General features: G+C 43.9%; 12 protein-coding genes. 11 read left to right on the top strand and 1 reads right to left on the bottom strand.

What is annotated here, in order from left to right; translation table 11 throughout:
• The first annotated feature begins 4 nt into the window (after nt 1-4).
• The 10 genes from IGJ01_RS10835 (at nt 5) to IGJ01_RS10790 (ending at nt 17,359) form a co-directional block, all read left to right on the top strand.
• A complete protein-coding gene (locus IGJ01_RS10835) occupies nt 5-313 on the top strand; it encodes a hypothetical protein (protein ID WP_086332525.1) in 309 nt (102 codons plus the stop codon).
• Entirely contained in the window at nt 310-957 is a 648-nt protein-coding gene (locus IGJ01_RS10830) for a WxL domain-containing protein (protein WP_430601067.1), read from the top strand. The genes IGJ01_RS10835 and IGJ01_RS10830 overlap by 4 nt, the downstream gene beginning before the upstream one ends.
• 111 nt (nt 958-1,068) lie before the next feature.
• Nucleotides 1,069-2,112 (top strand): DUF916 and DUF3324 domain-containing protein, encoded by a 1,044-nt coding sequence (locus tag IGJ01_RS10825; RefSeq protein ID WP_005235023.1) that lies wholly within the window; start codon nt 1,069-1,071, stop codon nt 2,110-2,112.
• Between the two features lie 658 nt (nt 2,113-2,770).
• Nucleotides 2,771-3,499: a LytTR family DNA-binding domain-containing protein gene (locus tag IGJ01_RS10820; protein ID WP_005235024.1), complete on the top strand. Its 729-nt coding sequence runs from the start codon at nt 2,771-2,773 to the stop codon at nt 3,497-3,499.
• 28 nt (nt 3,500-3,527) lie between these two features.
• Entirely contained in the window at nt 3,528-9,458 is a 5,931-nt protein-coding gene (locus IGJ01_RS10815) for a bacterial Ig-like domain-containing protein (RefSeq protein ID WP_430601065.1), read from the top strand.
• A gap of 270 nt (nt 9,459-9,728) precedes the next feature.
• Nucleotides 9,729-11,405 (top strand): potassium-transporting ATPase subunit KdpA, encoded by a 1,677-nt coding sequence (kdpA, locus tag IGJ01_RS10810; RefSeq protein ID WP_086332521.1) that lies wholly within the window; start codon nt 9,729-9,731, stop codon nt 11,403-11,405.
• A 12-nt stretch (nt 11,406-11,417) separates the two neighbouring features.
• Nucleotides 11,418-13,448, top strand: a complete 2,031-nt coding sequence (kdpB, locus tag IGJ01_RS10805; RefSeq protein ID WP_016620534.1) for a potassium-transporting ATPase subunit KdpB — start codon at nt 11,418-11,420, stop codon at nt 13,446-13,448.
• A 48-nt stretch (nt 13,449-13,496) separates the two neighbouring features.
• Nucleotides 13,497-14,033 (top strand): potassium-transporting ATPase subunit C, encoded by a 537-nt coding sequence (locus IGJ01_RS10800; RefSeq protein WP_086316334.1) that lies wholly within the window; start codon nt 13,497-13,499, stop codon nt 14,031-14,033.
• Nucleotides 14,034-14,045: 12 nt separating this feature from the next.
• Nucleotides 14,046-16,646 carry a sensor histidine kinase gene (locus IGJ01_RS10795; RefSeq protein ID WP_008378731.1) on the top strand — a complete coding sequence of 867 codons (2,601 nt, stop codon included), beginning with the start codon at nt 14,046-14,048 and terminating at the stop codon, nt 16,644-16,646.
• 11 nt (nt 16,647-16,657) lie between these two features.
• Nucleotides 16,658-17,359, top strand: a complete 702-nt coding sequence (locus IGJ01_RS10790; RefSeq protein WP_016613477.1) for a response regulator transcription factor — start codon at nt 16,658-16,660, stop codon at nt 17,357-17,359.
• 286 nt (nt 17,360-17,645) lie between these two features.
• Here the strand turns inward: IGJ01_RS10790 and IGJ01_RS10785 are convergent, their stop codons facing one another.
• Nucleotides 17,646-18,077, bottom strand: coding sequence for a GNAT family N-acetyltransferase (locus tag IGJ01_RS10785; RefSeq protein ID WP_016613476.1), 432 nt, complete (start codon nt 18,075-18,077; stop codon nt 17,646-17,648).
• Nucleotides 18,078-18,359: 282 nt separating this feature from the next.
• Between IGJ01_RS10785 and IGJ01_RS10780 the strand changes: the two genes are divergently transcribed.
• On the top strand, nt 18,360-19,700 hold the full coding sequence (locus IGJ01_RS10780) for a peptidoglycan DD-metalloendopeptidase family protein (protein ID WP_430601061.1): 1,341 nt from the start codon (nt 18,360-18,362) through the stop codon (nt 19,698-19,700).
• Nucleotides 19,701-19,756: the final 56 nt, after the last annotated feature.

Genomic DNA, 19,756 nt, shown 5'->3' with positions numbered 1-19,756 from the left:
CAGAATGAAAAAGAATTCCCTTGTGCTGCTTCTGATTTTGATGATCGGCAGTTTCTGCAGTTTCGTTCCATCAGCAGTAGCCAATACGACGACCGGCAACATTGAGTTTTATGAAGGACCAACGGAAACAGCTAGCAGTGATTCAATTGATGAAGAAATTGAACCACCAACCAATCAAGAAACGGTCACTAACGTAGAAGAACCACTGCCGCAGCTTGCTGAAACCAATCACTTTTGGCTGCCCTTAATAGGCGGATTCTTCATTAGTCTGACATTGATCATTTGCATCAAAAAAAGGAGGATGGCAACATGATTTCAAAGAAATCGGTAATAGGCGCATTGGGGGTATTGACCGCCCTTAGTATTGTGACCACGGTGCAAGCGGACGATACGACCGGTGTCGTAGAATATACCTCTGGTGGCATCGTGTTTGACCCGGATAAAGGCGGGAGTGATCCCAATACGCAGCTACCAACGAATTTAGATTTTGGTGCCCATGAGATCCAAACAGAAAATGGCGAAACGTGGGTGGCTACTACGGATGGGACTGGACTACCTGGCGATGGGTCCACGCTGCAAAGAGGGGCAGTTGCAGTCAGTGATAACCGAGGACAGGCGAACTCTTCTTGGGCAATTAAAGTACGGCAAGCAACCCAATTTACGGCAGGAGACAGTACGTTGGACGGTGCGATATTAACGGTAGATACGGGTACATTGACCAACAACTTAAGTTCGCCGCCAACCGGAACCAGTGATATTGCCAATGGCGAGCTTGATTTTGCGGCGATCAACAATGAATATGCTTTCTTGACCGCCAATGCTGGTGAAGGGATCGGTGAAACATCGATGCCTCTAGAACAATTTACCCTTTCGATCCCAGCCAATACGGAAAAACAATCGGCAACCTATCAAACGACCCTCGTTTGGACGATCAGCAGTGCTCCGACGACCCCATAGGTTAGTAGTCATTGCTTAACAGTTAGCAGAAAAAAAGCAGCTTGCCTAAGCGGCTGCTTTTTATGCTAGCTGATTTTTCTTTCCTATTTTGTGTAGAAAGGATCTGACAGGATGCATCAGAACAAACTTCGAGGCAAAGGATTTCAGTATTGGGTAGTAAGTATTCTAACGGTCTTATTTTTCATTGGTACTAGTAGTACGGGGGCAGCAGATTCACTTGATACCTTCGATGTTCAAATCAAATTGCCGGAGTCACAGCGGGACAAAGAGTTGATGTACTATGATTTGTTGCTGGAGCCCAAGGCAGAAGAAAAACTAGCAGTCATGGTTTCCAATAAAAGCGAGCAACCAATCAATCTACAGCTATCGTTTAATCGAGCGGTCACGAACATGACTGGCGTCGTTGAGTACTCTGGGGCAAATGAGGAAGCAACGCCTTCTGCTCCGTACGCGATCGAAGAACTCGTTACTTTAAGTGATGAAACACTTTCATTAGCCCCTAATGAACAAAAAGAAATCACCTTGACAGTCCGGATGCCATCTAAATCATTTGATGGGATTTTGGCAGGGGGACTATACGTACAGCAAACCGGCAGTGAAGAATTTCAAGGGAATGTTCAAAACCTATTAGCAAGAGAAGTGGCGGTATTGCTCCGAAATAAAGAGTCAGACATCCCGCCAGCGGTCCGAATTGAAGAAGCCCATTTGGAAGAGATCAACCGCCGCAATGTCATCATCGTAGCGGTGGAAAATGCAGCAGCCGATTATCTCAGTAAAGCCACGCTTGCTTATGAAGTGTTCCATGAAGGAAAAGCAACAGCCATCAAAGGGGAAAAAGAAATCCAATTAGCGCCCAATGCATTAATGAATTACGCACTTCCGCTGGATGGAAAGGAACTGCTATCAGGAGAGTATGAAATAAAAGCGACCCTTAAAGCAGCCGATCAAGAATGGCAGGGAGAGCCGACCTTCCAAGTTGCAAGGCAAGAAGCGCAAGAAAGAAACGAGCAAGATGTCAGTATTGAAGAAACCGCTTCGCCGATCCTTCTCTATCTATCGATTGGTGGTGTTTTATGTTTGATCATCGCTTATCTGATTTGGCATAATCGAAAACTAAAACGAGCATTAAAAAAAACAGATGATAAAACCCCATGAGCACTTGTAAAAAATTCCTTATTAATATAGAAGGAAAAAAAGAAAACAATCAAAATTCACGGGATGCATGTAAATCAAAAGCATAATAAAAGCAGCAAACAGGCCATTTATTGTTCGAAATAAATGGTTTTTTGTCGTGTCCATGTAGATTCGATATGGTAAATTAAGTAGAAAATTTTTTTTGATTGCATCTTGCAGCAGCGAACGATCTCTTTTATTTTGATGGAAAATCTTCAGAGGAAACAGTTGATTACCCTTAACCGGACTGCCCAAAGAGAAGGGTAGCTTTTTTTTGCGAAAAAACGAAGAATAAATAACGATTAATATTTAATTTGAACGAAGGTTTTTTTTTTGAAAATCATTAGAAAGGTTGGGCAGTAGTCGGTAAGTTTTGGAATTGTTAATTAGTTAAACTACTTAAAAAAACATAAGTTTTTATTGTTGTTTGCGCTTTCTGTCTTATAAATGTGTTAAGAAAGCAGTACGACGGGAACTCCTTTACTATAATAGGTTTAGACCAATTATAAAGTCTTTTCTTACTTTGTTTTTAATTTAAACTACCTTTTTTGCATAAACGTTTCGCTAATTCGTTTGAAAGTGCAAGCAGGCATTTTTAATTAAGAATACAATTAGAAATGATGTGAAAAGGAGAATTAAGATGTCTGCAAATTTGAGCAATTTCGCTGTTTATATAGTAGATGACAACTTTTTTAATGGAAATTTGATGAAAAAAATGATCACTGAAAGTCATGTTCCTTATTCTATGGTGGAGATCATTTCACCGGAAGAACTAGATTCTTTTCTTGAAGGGTATCTAACAGATGTGAACGATTTATTTTTATTTTCCATTGAAATGATGGGCTTTGATCGAAGTTTTCAATTAGCAGGGCGATTGAGGGAGCAGTGCAAAAAGTGTCAAATTGCTTTTTATGGTGCCTATGCGTCCAAAATCGAAATCAAGAAACTGAATCTTATCTGTCCTTTAGGAATCATCGATACAGAAGAAAAGGATGTGGCAATGCAGTTAAGAAATTTGTTAACAGAAGCAATTGAAGTGAAACGATCATTGCTGGGAAAAAAACACTTATTAAAAATTGTTAGTAAACGAGAGTTGATGATCGTTGATGCAGAAGCAATCAACTACATAACAACGATCAAAGGTGAGCGAAACCGAATCGTATTCCATCAAAAGAAATCAGTTGAGTGCATTGAAACTTCGTTAAAGGTCATCAAACAGCTAGATTTGCCTGAGTATTATAAAGTATTCAAATCGTACATTATTAATGCGCGACAAATCAAAATGATTGATCGAACAAACAATGTCCTTTGCTTTTTTAATGGGGAAGAATTAGAAGTTGGAAAAAAAATCCGTAAAGCAATCAGTTAAAACTACATATATTTAATGGAGGAAAAAAATGAAAAAGAGAAATAAACGAATTCGTCATGGCATTGTTGTTACCGCTTTAGGTCTGTCCCAAGTGATCACTCCGGTCATGGCGCTTGCGGAAACCACGGAACAGGAACAGACCATTCGTACTTTAGATAACTCAAATCATCTGCTGGAATCAACCAGCGGCGTTGCCAATGAAACAAACACAAGCGACGCGCAAACAACTGAGACTACTCAAACGGATCGTTCTTCAGAAGAAAGCGGCGAAGCAACCTCCAAGACGGATGCAGCAACAACGAGTCAAAGTGAAACGCCAGCTACAACTTCATCAACGCATACAGCAGATACTACAGATTCGACGCAAACAAGTTCTTCAGAAACTGAATCGAAAGAGGCAAAAGGAGCCGAAAAGAGTTCCCGTGTCAGCACCCGCATCAATGGACAAGAGCTTTTAGAAAAAGGCACATTACTGACGATTGCTGGTGAGGAGTTCAGTCAAACGGAAGAAACGCGGATTTTAAACAATAGTCCGGTGAAACTGAAATTAGACTTTGAAATCAATGACGAAGACTATTTAGCCGGCACCACTGCTGTTTTTGACCTGCCGGAAGGCCTTGGTTTTAGTGATATGCAAGGAACAAATGAAGCAATCAATGCTTCGTGGGCAGTAGATAGTGCCGCCCATCAATTAACGATCACCTTTAACCAATCCATTCATGATGCATCGTTTTCGATCGAGTTGACCAGTTATCTTTATTCAGAAGACAAGCCTCAGCTAACCATTGAGATGGGCGATCAAAACCAGACAAGCTACGCCATTGATTTGTATGAAGAAGTTGACCCGATTCAATATGTGTCAGAAAAAAATGTCTTTGGGATGCAAGGAATGGTTTACTACAATACCGATCGGACATTATCTGGAACGGAAACTCTTTCACTGCATTTGGTTGATACGCCGGGTGCGTCCTTCAAAAAGATTGAGACCCAACCGTTAAAAGTCTTCAGCTATGAAGTGGATATCAAAGGAAAGATCAAGCCAGAAACACAAACAGCATTGACTGAAGGGACGGACTACACAATCACCTCAAATAGTCTCTACAATACTGCTGTTGAAGTCAAACAAATGGACAAGCAAAAGGCCTATGGTGTTTCTTATCAATTCACGATGAGTTTGACCGCGTTGACGGATTATACTTCTTCTTTTTCAAAAGGGTATCCGACGACCGGATTTGGTTCGGTACAGCTAAAACAAACAGCTGCCCAAAACAGAGGGTTTTCCTTCACGGCAGCAACCAGTAAAGATGAAAAAGAAGTCGATTCTAGGTATTATATGGGGGTTGCTTCTGCCAGTTTTATGAATGGCCTTTCTAAAGGAAACTACTATGTATCAATTCATCAAATGCCGACGGAGATGAAAGCAGGTCAACAAATCATTCTTTCGAGTCAAAACGGACAGCCGATCACGGCGAAACAGTTAACAGCAAGAGACGCCTTCTATCAAAATGTGACTTTTACGGATTATTTTTCTGTCGAAAATAATGGGGACAAACTGATTGTGACGGCCACAAAAGACAGCAATCTCACTCTTGGTTCCACGAACATAACCGTACCCTTTGATCAGAAAGATATCATCCTCAATGTCTCGACACCGTTAATTGCTAATAAAGAATTCAAAATCGTTGAAGACAACTACGTCGAACCAATCAGTGTTCTTAATCCCAATAACGCTGAAACTGCTTGGGGAAATTATGATCAAAATGGTGCCTATGCCAGTGACACTTCAGTCAATATCGAAGGCAGCACCTCACAACCGATTGAAAATTTACAAATGTTTATTGAACATCCCGAGTATCTTTCTTTAAGAAAGGTACCAAAAGTCGGCTTCTATTATACTTTAGGAACTGATTATACGATTGAAGAAGTAGCAGGCGGAACGATGGTCACCTTTACGTCGCCCATTACCTATTCTGTTCAATTTGATATTGGCTTCAATTATGTGCCAGATAGTTTAGCACCGACAAAATCAATTCCTAACGATACAATTCCAATCACGATTTCCGCGACAGGACTTGACACGGTTCATACCTCCGTCTATACCGGAAGAAAACTGTATTCTGAACGCACGCTCCAAAGCAGTAAGAATCAGTTTTTAGTCAACGCTCGTCAAGATACCATCAGTGATTTGACTGTTGAGACCCATGTTCCGAAAAATACGGATGTTGTGTTTTCGATCATCGATGTTTCCAATGAACAAGTCAGTGGCATTTATCCACAGTACTGGGATCGTGGTTATTATGATAATCAAGCCATGAAAGAAAGCGATCCGAATTATCCAACGATCACCCATGATGAGGCAACCAACTATTATACCTTTGATTTTGGGACGACTAACCATCGCTACATCATTTCCTATCAGTACGCCAATGGTTGGCAGGAAATGAGTACGATTTATGTACCTGGTTTTGCAAAAGAGCCGCTATCAAATAATCAGCAAGGCTCAACTACCGTTTCGGTTTCCAATACAGCGACGGATATTATTGGGATTACTCAAAATACCGTGAATAATACAAAAAACATGACTCAGGTCAAGGTCACAACAAAAAATATCGATGATGGCTCGAAAAAAGTAGCAAATCCAACGATCCTTCTAAAATCATTGGGAAATACCAATGGTGAAATCGATCTTAGGTCAATCAATGTTTCAAATGTGCCAGACGATAGCTACGAAATCAAAGAAGTTGACGGAGACGTACAGCTTGTCTTTTCAAACTATGTTTTAACGAAAAATATCGAAATCAGTTACAACGTACTTTCACAAAACGCCGGCCAAATCTCAGCTTCAGCAACGATCGTTTCTGATACGATTGATACCTTGTCGGAAGCCAAACGGACGGCTACTTCGACGGTGACTAACCTGCAATTTTCGGCAGGTGATTCAAACGGGATCATTTACAAAACTAGTGCGTCACTTGATGTTTATAATACCGAAGAACCAACTCAGAAAATTGCAGGCGTTACATTGATGCTTTGGAATCAGTTGACTGGAGATGTTATTTCTGTTGTAACGGATGAGAAGGGAGAGTATCAATTAGCTGATATTTATACAGGGACCTATATGCTTTATGTTTCCTACGTCCCAGAAGGTTACGTCATACCACAGGAACTTCAGCTTGGTAAAGAGGTGCAAGTGAACCGGACGGGCAATCATCTTTCTGTCGGCATCACACCAGAAGAAGACTTGTCGACGATCGACGCCAAAGATAGCACGATCTACGTGGGAGATGAATGGCATGCTGAAGACAACTTTGTTTCAGCGACAGACAAGCATGGCAATGCGTTGACCTTCTCGGAAATTACCGTCAACGGTGAGGTCGACACATCTAAAGTCGGCACTTATGAAGTCAAATACATGAATGGCAACGTGAGCGAGACAGCGACGATCACTGTGGTGGCCAACCAAGAAACGGTGGCAGCCAAAGACAGCACGTTATATGTGGGCGATGCATGGACAGCAGCTGATAATTTTCTAGCGGCAACGGATAAAGACGGTAACACAGTGGCAATCACAGAAGTGACCATCACCGGTGAAGTTGACACGGATACACCTGGAGAATACCAAGTAATCTATCGTAACGGCAAAGCCGAAGCAACAGCTACGATCACGGTCTTAGCAGACCAAACTTCGGTTAAAGCCAAAGACAGCACCTTATACATCGGGGACGACTGGCTTGCGGTTGATAACTTTGTTTCGGCAACGGACAAAACAGGAGCGAACGTTCCATTTTCAAATGTGACAGTTAGTGGAGCCGTGGATACTTCCAAAGAAGGCCAATATTTAGTGGTTTATCAAAATGGCAATCAAAAAGCAGTCGCCACGATCACCGTGGTTGCCAATCAAGAAACAGTCGTTGCCAAGGATAGTACACTTTATGTTGGAGATGCGTGGGAGCTTGCGGATAATTTTGTTTCAGCAACGGATAAGAAGGGACAACCGTTAAGCTTGGCAGAAGTCACCACCAGTGGTGACGTGGATACGAAAGTACCAGGAGAATACCAAGTAACCTATCGCAATGGCAAAGCCGAAGCAACAGCGACGATCACTGTATTGGCAGATCAAACGAGTGTCAAAGCCAAAGACAGTACCTTATATGTTGGGGATGACTGGCATGCGGTTGATAACTTTGTTTCAGCCACAGACAAAACAGGATCGAATGTCCCATTTTCAAATGTGACCGTTAGTGGAGCCGTTGATACTTCCAAAGAAGGTCAATATCCAGTGGTTTATCAAAACGGCAAAGTAAAAGCAACGGCGACGATTACGGTGGTTGCCAACAAAGAAACGGTAGTCGCCAAAGATAGTACGATTTATGAAGGCGATGACTGGCAAGTCGCCGATAACTTTGTGTCGGCAACAGATAAAGACGGCAACGCAGTAAAACTGGCTGATATCACAACGATAGGTACAGTCGACAGCGCCACACCAGGGAAATATGAAGTAATTTATCGCAATGGCAAGGCCGAGGCGAAAGCAACGATCACCGTGTTAGCTGATCAAACATCAGTTGAAGCCAAAGATAGCACCTTATATATCGGGGATGACTGGCAAGCAATCGACAACTTTGTCTCAGCCACAGACAAAACCGGAGCAAACCTACCATTTTCAGGAGTGATCGTTAGCGGATCAGTTGATACCAGCAAAGAAGGTCAGTATAAAGTTACTTATAGCAATGAGAAAATGGAAGCTATTGCTACGATTACGGTCGTTGCTAACCAAGAAACGGTAGTCGCCAAAGACAGTATGATTTATGAAGGTGATGACTGGCAAGCTGCCGACAACTTTGTGTCGGCAACAGACAAAGACGGCAACGCATTAAAACTGACTGATATCACAACAGTAGGTACAGTCGATAGCGCCACACCAGGGAAATATGAAGTAATTTATCGCAATGGCAAAGCCGAAGCAAAAGCGACGATCACCGTTTTAGCTGATCAAACAAGCATTAAAGCTAAAGACAGTACCCTATACGTCGGCGACGATTGGGAAGCTGCCGACAACTTTGTCTCAGCCACAGACAAAACGGGAGCAAATCTATCGTTTTCAGGAGTGACGGTTAGTGGCACAGTCGATACCTCCAAAGCAGACGAGTACCCAGTGGTTTATCAAAATGGCAATGTAAAAGCAACTGCGATGATTACCGTGGTGGCTGACCAAGAAACGGTAGTTGCCAAAGACAGTACGATTTATGAGGGTGAAGACTGGCAAGCAGCCGATAACTTTGTGTCTGCAACAGATAAAGACGGCAACGAAGTGCAACTGACTGATATCACAACAGTAGGTACAGTTGACAGCACCACACCAGGCAGATACCAAGTAACCTATCACAATGGCAAAGCCGAAGCCACTGCCACAATTACCGTGTTGGCAGACCAGACCTCTGTGACTGTGAAAGATAGCGTGATTTATGTTGGTGACAACTGGACAGCTGCCGACAATTTTGTCTCCGCTACAGATCGTGATGGTAAGACACTTACGTTGGAGCAACTGTTGGTGGACAGTTCGGTTGATACCAAAAAAACCGGAACCTATCAAGTCACCTATTCAATCGTAACCGATGAAGCAGCAACTCCTAACTTTTTCGCACGCTTATTTGGTACTGACTCACAAGAAGCAGTCACCGCCACAGCGACGATCAAAGTCATTGAAAAAGCAGAAGAACCAGAGGAAAATGATAAGCAGCCAGAGAAAGATGATTCTAATAAAGGGCAAGAAAAACCAACGGATGCAGGACAGCCTGATAAACAAAGCAAAGCGACCGCAAAGGACAAGCGGGTGTTACCAAAGACCGGTACAGCCATCACTCAAGGCTATTCGATTGCAGGAGTGAGCCTTATTGCACTAGCGGGGATCGTCTTCTTTCGTAAGAAACACACGAACAAAAGCAGAAAAACAAAATAAGTCTCAATGACTCTAACAGCGGATATCCTTCACGATATCCGCTGTTTTTGTTTTTTTCTAAAAAAAACCTGCAGTATTGCGGTTTTCTTGTCTGATAAGCAGCCGTATAAAGAAGATATAAAGATGCTAGCAGAAGATTTACACTATTTTTATTTCTTTTTGCGTATGCTTACGTCATGAAGGAGTGAAGAATATGAATCTTGTTTTAGGAATAATCGGAGTGATCGTAATGATCTATCTCTTTTGGTACTTGTTTGAGGGGGGAGAACGATGAGTAGCTATTTTGTGCAAGGTTTTTTATTTTTACTGATCTTACTAGCAGCAGCGGTTCCTTTGGGCTGGTATATCAAAGAAATCATGCAAGGAAAAACACCGCGGTTTGTCCGCTTTATTCAACCCATTGAACGGTTGACCTATCGAGTGATTGGTTCGGTCAGCAAAAAAGAAATGACCGCCAAAACTTATCTATTTTCAGTCTTGGCCGTCAGCGTCTTTTCCATCATCGGATTGACCGGATTATTGATGGTCCAGCACTGGTTACCGCAAGGGGCGGCCGTTGAGAATTTGTCCTTTGACTTAGCATTGAACACAGCCGTCAGTTTTGTGACGAACACGAACTGGCAAGCTTACGCTGGGGAAGAAGCACTGACCAATCTTTCCCAAGCATTAGGATTAACGGTGCAAAATTTCTTATCTGCGGCAGTAGGACTAGCTGTACTGTGTGCCTTGATTCGTGGGCTGCAGCAAAAACAAAAACGAACGGTAGGGAATTTTTGGCAAGACATCACTCGTTCCTTACTGTATATCCTTTTACCACTCTCATTGATTTTAGCGATCTTGCTCCTGTCTCAAGGCGTCGTTCAAACGTTGAGCAGCGGCGTGGAAGTCAATGGATTTGAAGGGAAATCCTTTTGGATGGCGCTCGGGCCGGTAGCGAGTCAAATCGCCATCAAGCAATTAGGGACCAACGGCGGCGGTTTTTTTGGCGCCAACGCCGCCCATCCATTTGAAAACCCAACGATGTTCAGTAATTTTTTAGAAAACTTAGCGATCTTGTTGCTGCCAGCTGCTGTGATTTTTGCCTTTGGCTTTTGGATCAAAGAGTGGAAACAAGGACGTACGATCTTGATCACCGCAACCGTCTTTTTGATCCTGGCCTTTATTGGCGTAGTGATCAGTGAAGCTTATGGGCCGCAATTCAGTCAAGTGCTTGGGAATGCCAACCTAGAAGGCAAAGAAGTACGTTTCGGTATCGGTTGGTCGAGTCTCTGGGCAGTGAGTACCACCGCCGCTTCCAGTGGATCAGTCAATGCCATGCTGGATAGTTTCACACCACTCGGGGGTGCGATCCCAATGTTCTTGATGCAGCTGGGGGAAATCATCTTTGGCGGTGTCGGTAGCGGACTTTATGGCATGATCGCTTTTCTATTATTGACGGTCTTTATCGCTGGTTTACTCGTGGGACGAACACCAGAATATATCGGCAAAAAAATCGAAGCCTTTGACATTAAAATGACGAGTATCGTTATTTTGACGCCATTGCTACTGACGCTTTTCGGGGCTATGTTGATGACCTTGCATCCTGACATCATGAGCTGGCTAACCAACCAAGGCGCCCATGGCTTTAGCGAACTGTTGTATGCAGCAACTTCGTTCAGCAACAACAACGGGAGTGCCTTTGGCGGCTTGACCGCAGATACTGTTTTCCTGAATAGTTTGGGTAGTATCTTGATGTTCGTTTCACGTTTCGTTCCCATCGCAGCCATCTTGTATCTGGCAGAAAACATGGGTGCCAAAAAGAAAACCGTTCGTAATGAAGGAACCTTGTCAACCACGAGTCCAGTCTTTGTCACGATGCTAATCATTGTGATCATCGTGATCGGTGCACTGAGCTTTTTACCAGCGATGGCTTTAGGACCAATCGCAGACTTTTTTACAACGAAATAGGAGAGAGAAAAAATGAAAAAAATCTATCAATGGGCGATCGGCGAATCCTTTAAGAAATTGGACCCTCGCCAACAAATCAAAAACCCCGTGATGTTTGTGGTTTACCTAGGGGCGATCTTGACAACGATTTTATGTTTTCAAGAACAAACGGTCCCGTTGTGGTTTAGCATCAGTGTGACCGTCTTCTTATGGTTGACTATATTGTTTGCCAATTTTGCCGAAGCAGTAGCAGAAGGGCGCGGCAAAGCACAAGCGGATAGTTTGAAGCAAGCCAAAAAAGACATCATGACCTACAAAGTCATGTCCTTGGAAGATGTCGCCAAAGAGGCTTTTATCGAAGTCCGTTCCTCCGATTTGAAAAAAGGCGACTTGGTTTATGTTCCTTCTGGCGAACAAATTCCTGCCGATGGGGATGTCGTGGAAGGTGCTGCTTCGGTGGACGAAAGTGCCATCACAGGAGAATCAGCACCTGTCATTCGTGAATCTGGTGGCGACCGTAGTGCAGTCACGGGAGGAACCTTAGTCGTTTCCGATTACTTGGTCATTAAAGTGACCGCTGAAAATGGTCATTCTTTTTTGGATAAGATGATTGCGATGGTGGAAGGGACACAGCGGAAAAAAACACCCAATGAGATTGGCTTGCAGCTGTTCTTAGTGACACTGACCATCATCTTCTTGGCTGTTTCCATCACATTGATTCCCTTTACTGATTTTAGCAGTCAGTTATCTGGTCGGGGAATGGCGATTTCCAGTGTGATCGTGATCGCTTTACTGATTTGTCTCGCACCAACCACGATCGGCGCCTTGATTTCCTCGATTGGGATCGCTGGAATGAGCCGTTTGACCAAAGAAAACGTCATCGCCATGAGTGGACGCGCGATTGAAGCTGCAGGAGATGTGGATGTTTTGCTGCTGGATAAAACAGGAACCATTACTCTGGGAAACCGCCGTGCCAGCGAGTTCTTACCGGTACCGGGGGTCACCGCCAAAGAGTTAGCAGATGCAGCGCAGTTGGCATCTTTTGCCGATGAAACGGCAGAAGGACGCAGTATCGTAATTTTAGCCAAAGAAGCCTTCAATATTCGTGAACGGGTATTTCAGCAAGCTGATGTCCATTGGATCGATTTTAGTGCCAAAACCCGGATGTCTGGGATCGACTATCGTGGTGATGAGATCCGTAAAGGAGCTGCTGATACGATCAAGCAATATGTGACGGCAAAAGGGCAGACCTATCCCACTGCATGTGACGAGATCGTGGAAAAAGTCGCTAAAGCTGGTGGAACCCCATTGGTCGTAGTGAAAAATGGCCAGGTACTCGGGGTCGTTTATTTAAAAGACATCGTGAAAAACGGCGTCAAAGAAAAATTTGCCGACATGCGAAAGATGGGCATCAAGACGATCATGATCACCGGGGACAACCCCTTGACGGCAGCTGCTATTGCCGCCGAAGCGGGCGTCGATGATTTCTTAGCCGAAGCAACACCAGAAAACAAAATGAACCTGATTCGCGAATATCAGGAAAAAGGGCATTTGGTGGCGATGACGGGGGATGGAACCAACGATGCACCCGCACTCGCCCAAGCCGATGTGGCAATGGCGATGAACACTGGTACACAAGCAGCCAAAGAAGCGGGCAATATGATCGACCTTGATTCCAGCCCAACCAAATTACTGCAAGTGGTGCAGATCGGTAAACAGCTGCTGATGACCCGTGGGGCATTGACGACCTTTAGTATCGCGAATGATATCGCCAAATATTTCGCAGTGATCCCTGTTCTGTTTTATGCGATTTATCCAGAACTCGCAGCGCTGAACATCATGAATCTTGGTAGTCCCTTAACGGCGATTTTGTCCGCAGTCATCTACAATGCAGTCGTGATCATCGCCTTGATCCCTCTGGCGTTAAAAGGGGTCAAATACCAAGAAAAACCAGCCAGCCAAATGCTGCGGCACAATCTTGTCGTCTACGGCCTAGGCGGCATCATCGCACCATTCATTTGTATCAAGCTAGTAGATTTGCTTTTGTCAGCTGTTCTACTATAAGAGAAAAGAGAAGTCCATCAGAGACAAAGAGTCATTTAGGAGGAAAACATGATGAAGAACACCCTCTTTGCCAGTATCAAATTTTTACTATTTAGTACCGTGCTATTTGGCGGTCTCTATACATTATTGGTCACCGGTGTCGGACAAGTCTTTTTTGCCCATCAAGCCAACGGCAGTCAAATCGTGGAAGATGGAGCGGTCAAAGGGTCTGAGCTAATTGCGCAACCCTTTGACCAAACAGGTTACTTCCAAGGCCGTGATCAAACCGTTTCGCAATTGTCGCCCTATGATCCGACCCAAAAAAAGACTGTAGCTGAGCGGACAGCGGCGTTACTGGCAGAAAACCCAACCCAAACCAGTGTGCCGATCGATCTCGTGACCGCTTCGGGTAGTGGCGTTGATCCTGATATCAGTGTCGAAGCGGCGCTTTTTCAACTGCCGCGGATCGCTGACACAAGAGGCATCGATGAACAAACAATTCATGATATAATAAACAGAAATAAAGTAGCTGATCTGTTCTCCACGAGAGAATATGTCAATATCATGACCTTGAATCAGCAGCTCGATCAATTACCCGAAGAATAGGGGGAAGCATCTATGAGTGAAAACAACCAGCAGACGATCCCAGAAGAGATGCTGCTGCAAGCCGGATTTGGCCCCAAACGTGGCAAGCTACGGGTATTTTTCGGTTTTGCTGCCGGTGTCGGAAAAACCTATACGATGTTAACCGAAGCCCATGAGTGTTTGCTCATGGGCAAAAATGTGGTGATCGGCTATATCGAACCCCACAAACGTCCCGATACCAATCGATTGCTTGAAGGGTTACCACAAGTACCATTAAAGCAATACCAGCACAAGCAATTGACCCTATATGAGCCGGATATCGATCGACTGATCCAACTAAAACCAGATATCGTCTTGATCGATGAGTTAGCACATACCAATCCTATTGGTGCACGAAACAAAAAACGTTACCAAGATGTTGATGAACTATTGCATGCAGGAATCACCGTCTATACGACGATCAATGTCCAGCATATCGAAAGTCTGAATGACATCGTGGAAAAGGTCACGGAAGTGGAAGTCAGAGAAACTGTCCCTGACACCTTTTTCCAGCACGCCAGCTTACGAGTGGTGGACGTTGAACCAGACGAACTGATTGATCGGTTGGAACAAGGCAAAATCTATGCCGATGAAAATGCCAAGCGGGCACTAAAAAACTTTTTTACGCCAGAAAAACTTGATCATTTACGTGGATTAGCGATCCAAAAAGCTTCCAATCATATCAATCAAATGAACGGCGGTCGAAAACGAGTCCAAAGCAAGCTTTTGACGATTATTGATGATCGCTTGCCGAAAATGGCAGAGAAATGCATTCGTTGGACCGCCCGTCTAGCCCAAGGAGTGGGGGCGGAATGGACGGTGATTCAAGTTCGATCGTTAGATGATACACCTACCGAGGTGCCATTGGCAGAGCGTTTGGGAGCAGAAGTCATCAACATCGAAGCGGATGACAGTTTTGAGACCATCGTAGAGTATGCCAAAATGACGGGTGCCAGTGACATTATCATGGGGAAACAGGTTTCTCAGAAGTGGTTCCAAAAATTGTTTGTCGAGGATTTGGAAGACCGCTTGATTCGGCGCCTTGATGATATTGAGATCCATTTGATTCCTTTTAAAGAAAAAATGCAGCGACCACGGCTGACGTTTTCGCAATTATTTGAAGGCGGTGGTCGAGATTTCACCTTGACCTTTGGGCTGATCATGCTCGCCACCATAGTGACAGAAGGCATGCAGTACTTACATTTCGGCGATCAGAATTTGATGCTGGTTTATATCTTTTTTGTTCTCTTAGTGGCACGTTACACAAGTGGCTATCTTTGGAGTGCCATGGCATCGATCATTAGTGTCCTTTCTTACAATTGGTTCTTTGTCGAACCCTTGTATTCCTTGACGGTCTATAAAGCAGGCTATCCAATCACATTAGTGATCATGCTGATCGTTGCCTTAATGATCAGTAATTTGATGGTTCGATTGAAGACCCAGGCAGAAAATGCCAAGGAAAAAGAGCATCAAATGGAGATATTGTATGAGTTGAACAAACAATACATGGAAACGCGGAATGAGCAAGACATTTATGAAAGTACGACCACCTATTTGGCACGCTTACTCCAGCGAGAAGTGGCGTTATATGACAGGGAAGGTCACTTGAGAAGTCTGCATTCTTCAAGAGAAACATTGTCTCAACTGACTGGCAAGGATGAGAAAGCCGTCGCTTTTTGGGTCGTGAAAAATCAAAAAGAAGCCGGTCGCGGCACAGATACTCTGATTGGTGCCAATGGATTTTACTTGCCGATCGTTTTAAACGGCAAACCACTAGGCGCCCTTGGGGTAGAACGCAACGAGGAGCATCAGTTGGCCAATAGTCAATTGAATTACTTGCGCCTTGTGATCACCCAAATTGCTACCGTGTTGGAGCAAGTCTCTCTGGCGAGTGAGAAAGAACAGATCCAATTAGAAAACGAACGGGAAAAAGTCCGCAGCAATCTACTGCGTGCGGTTTCTCATGACTTGCGGACGCCACTGACGACGATTTCTGGTATTGCCGAAACATTGAGCGAAACCGAAGGCGCGATCAAAAAGGAAACGAAACAAAAGCTGCTAGGAGATATCCAAAGTGAATCCCAGTGGTTGATCCGCATGGTCGAAAACTTACTGTCGGTGACTCGCATCAATTTGACTAACATGGCGGTCAAGCGCAGTGAAGAACCAATCGAAGAAATTATCGAAGCGGTTTTAACGCACCTAAAAAAAGTCTATCCGCAACAAAAAATCATCGTGAAGATGCCCGATCAGCTGATTTTTGTCAAAGTCGATCCAATCTTGATCGAACAAGCCTTGTTTAATTTGATTGAAAATGGCGTACGCCATGGAACCGCCGATACACCGATTTTCTTGCGAGTTTTTCAGGAGCAAGAAGTGGTCATTGAAATCGAGAACCAAGGGGAGATCCCCTTAGGGCAATACCAAAAAATCCAAGCGAATTTGACTAATGACACCGAAGTGCCGGTGGATTCCAAAAATGGACTAGGCATCGGACTGAGTATTGTTAAAACCATCATCCATGCCCATGAAGGCAAATTGGCGATCGAAACGAAAGCTGGCAGTACCATCTTTCGTATTTATTTAAAGCAGTAAGGAGGAAGAGCATGCAGCGACATTTTTTATTGATTGAAGATGATTCGAATATCGTTGATTTTATGGAGGTCGTCTTGCAAAGAGAACACTACAACTTTACGTCAGTTGGCACGGGCATGGAGGCATTGATGCTCTTGCAGGAAGAAACTATCGACTTCATCTTGCTGGATCTGGGCTTACCGGACATTGACGGCATGGAGCTGTTAAAAATCATTCGTAAGCGCATGAACACACCGATCATCGTGATCTCTGCCCGCAAAGATGAACAAGACAAAGTGCAAGCGTTAGACCTCGGTGCCGATGATTATGTAACAAAGCCCTTCAGTACCAATGAATTATTTGCCCGTATCCGCACGGCATTGCGGCACAAGGAGTCAGCTGCCTTTAGCAGCAGCCCGATTCTCGTAAACAAGGAGTTAACGATCGATTTTGAGAAGAAAATCCTGTACAAGAATCAAAATGAGATCCATTTGACCAAAAACGAATACCGCATCATGGCAGTTATGTTCAAGAATTTAGGCAAAGTCGTCACTTATGATACGCTCACCAGCGAAGTTTGGGGACCTTTTGCAGCGGATGCACAAACCTTACGAGTCAATATCTCAAACATTCGCAAAAAAATCGAAACCAATACGCTGCAGCCAGAATATTTGATCACTGAAATCGGCGTCGGGTATCGCTTGCGGGAGTATCCAGCAGAATCTTCTGTATAAGTTCGATTCAATCCTAAACAGCCTCCTCCTAAAATTTAGGAGGAGGCTGTTTACTTTCATTGCATCGATGACCATAGTATCCACTGCTTTATACCATTTGACAGTGCCAATCCAAGGGAAGATGGGACTGCACGAAGGGGAAAATGTCGCTCATTCAAATTTTGTATATTTGTCCTATATGTATTGCTGGGAAATATGTTGTTTGATCAGTTATACTTTTTTTATTAAACAGTTTCCAAAGGGTTCGTTAACTAACAGGTAGAAAAAAATAGGAAAAAGAGCAGCATCAACGATGCCACTCCATGGTGTTTTCGATTTCATTGGTATCAGAATCCAGTTGTTCAGAAACGATGGTAAAGCCGTTTTTGAGATAAAACGCAATAGCAGCTGTATTTTTTTGGTAGACATTCAGAGTCAGCTTCTCGTGTTCTGCTTGTGCTTTTTGTAAAAGCTGCTTGCCAATGCCGTGGGCACGATAGTCTTTCAAAACGAAAATACCAGCGATATAATCACCCAACATCCCGATGAAGCCGACGGGCTGATCATCCACCGAATAGGTGTAAATAAGGGCATCAGAGAAGGCTTTTTTCACAAAATCATAGTTATCTTGCCAATGGGCAGCCGAAATAAAGTCATGGGCATCCAAATTACTTTGCAGCCAAATCTGGGCGATGGTTTCTAATTCAGAATCAGTAAATTGGGTCACTTGTTGTATCATGAGAACCTCCGTTTTTATTCAGTATAGCATAGGTATATTGCTGATTGCTGCGAATCGCGGCACTTTTGTAGGCAATTGGTCAGGAGACGAACCGCTTGATAAGTAACGAAGGTTAAATGACGAAGAAAAGCAATCTTTTTCGTTGAAATATTCTAACAATTTTGTTTCAGCTAGATGTCAATTTCTTGCAGCCAGATGTTATTTGTGTGAAAACAGCCCCAAGAATGAAATCTTTCGGTATGCTAGAGAAAGCGATAAGACACATCTAGTTAAGGAGAAAAAATGAAAAAGACACTTTTGGTTGCAAGTTCACTTGTTTTGCTGACGCTGCCTGTCGTGACGGTATCCGCAGACAGCTTTGATCAGAAGATCCAGCAGCAAAATGAAAAAATCAATGACATAAAAAATGAATCTACCTCATTAGAATCACTGAAACGATCCACAGAGGCAGAGATTCAATCGATTGAAGGAGAAATCCAAGCAATCCTACAAAAGAAAACGACGACGGAAGAAGAAGTCAATGCCTTGGCACAAGAGATCCAAGTCCTTGAAGAAAAAATCATCAAGCGCACAGAGGTACTGGCGAATCAAGCGCGTGACATTCAAACGTCGGAACCTTCCAATCGGTTGTTCCAAAAAATCGTTGATGCTGAATCCATCGGAGAAGCCATTCAACGGGCGATTGCTTCAGTAACGATCATGAATGCCAGCAATAGCATCGTCGAACAACAGCAAGAAGATATCGCAATGAGCCAGCAATTGGAAAAAGAGTTGCAGGAACAATTGGTTGCGATCGAAGAGCAGTCAAGCGCATTGCAAGGAAAACAAGCGGAATTAGCTGATGTCAAATTGAATCAAGAAGTTGAACTAGCGGACCTTGCCTTGGCATTGAACACCGAAGAAGAGAAAAAAGACCAATTGGAAGCGGACCAAGCAGAAGCAAAACGGCAACGAGAAGCAGCGTTGAAGCAACTGGCTGAGCAAGAAGCACAAGAAGCAAAAGCGCGCAATGAAGCAGAAGAAGCAGCAAAACGCCAGCAAGCAGCAGAAGCCGAGTCAGCTAAAACTGCTGAAAATCCTGCCGTTCAACAAGCAGCAGTGGCAGCAGCACAGCCGAAGACGGAAGCAGCAGTGGCGCCAGAAACATCGGTGGCGCCAGAAAAAACTGCAGCTACTCCTGCACCTGTGCAGCAAGCAACTGAGCCAAAAGAACAAGCAAGCACAGGTGGATGGCAAATGCCAGTCGATTCGGTTCATATTTCGAGTCGTTTTGGGTATCGAACAGATCCAACAGGGGCATCAGGAAATCAACATAATGGCATTGACTTTACCGGGGGGACAGGAACACCGATCTATGCGATTCAAGCAGGCGAAGTTGTCGAAGCGGGCTATGGTCCGTCAACTGGTAACTATGTGATCATCAAACATGCCAATGGCATTTACAGCTACTACATGCACTTTAGTACACTGCCAGCTGTCTCGGTCGGACAAAGCGTCTCAGCTAGACAATATGTAGGCGGTATGGGAACGACTGGAAATTCAACTGGCGTCCATCTACATTTAGGGATGTCAACAAGCTTATGGTCAGGATTCTTTGATCCGGCACCAGAATTGGGCTTATAATAGTCAGAAAATCCGCAGAAGCGAACAGGCTTCTGCGGATTTTTTGGTTGCTATTC

The sequence above is a fragment of the Enterococcus sp. AZ089 genome (assembly GCF_050547225.1).
In the GTDB taxonomy this organism is placed as follows: Bacteria; Bacillota; Bacilli; order Lactobacillales; family Enterococcaceae; genus Enterococcus_D; species Enterococcus_D entomosocium.
This window is presented reverse-complemented; position numbering and strand designations above follow the sequence as displayed.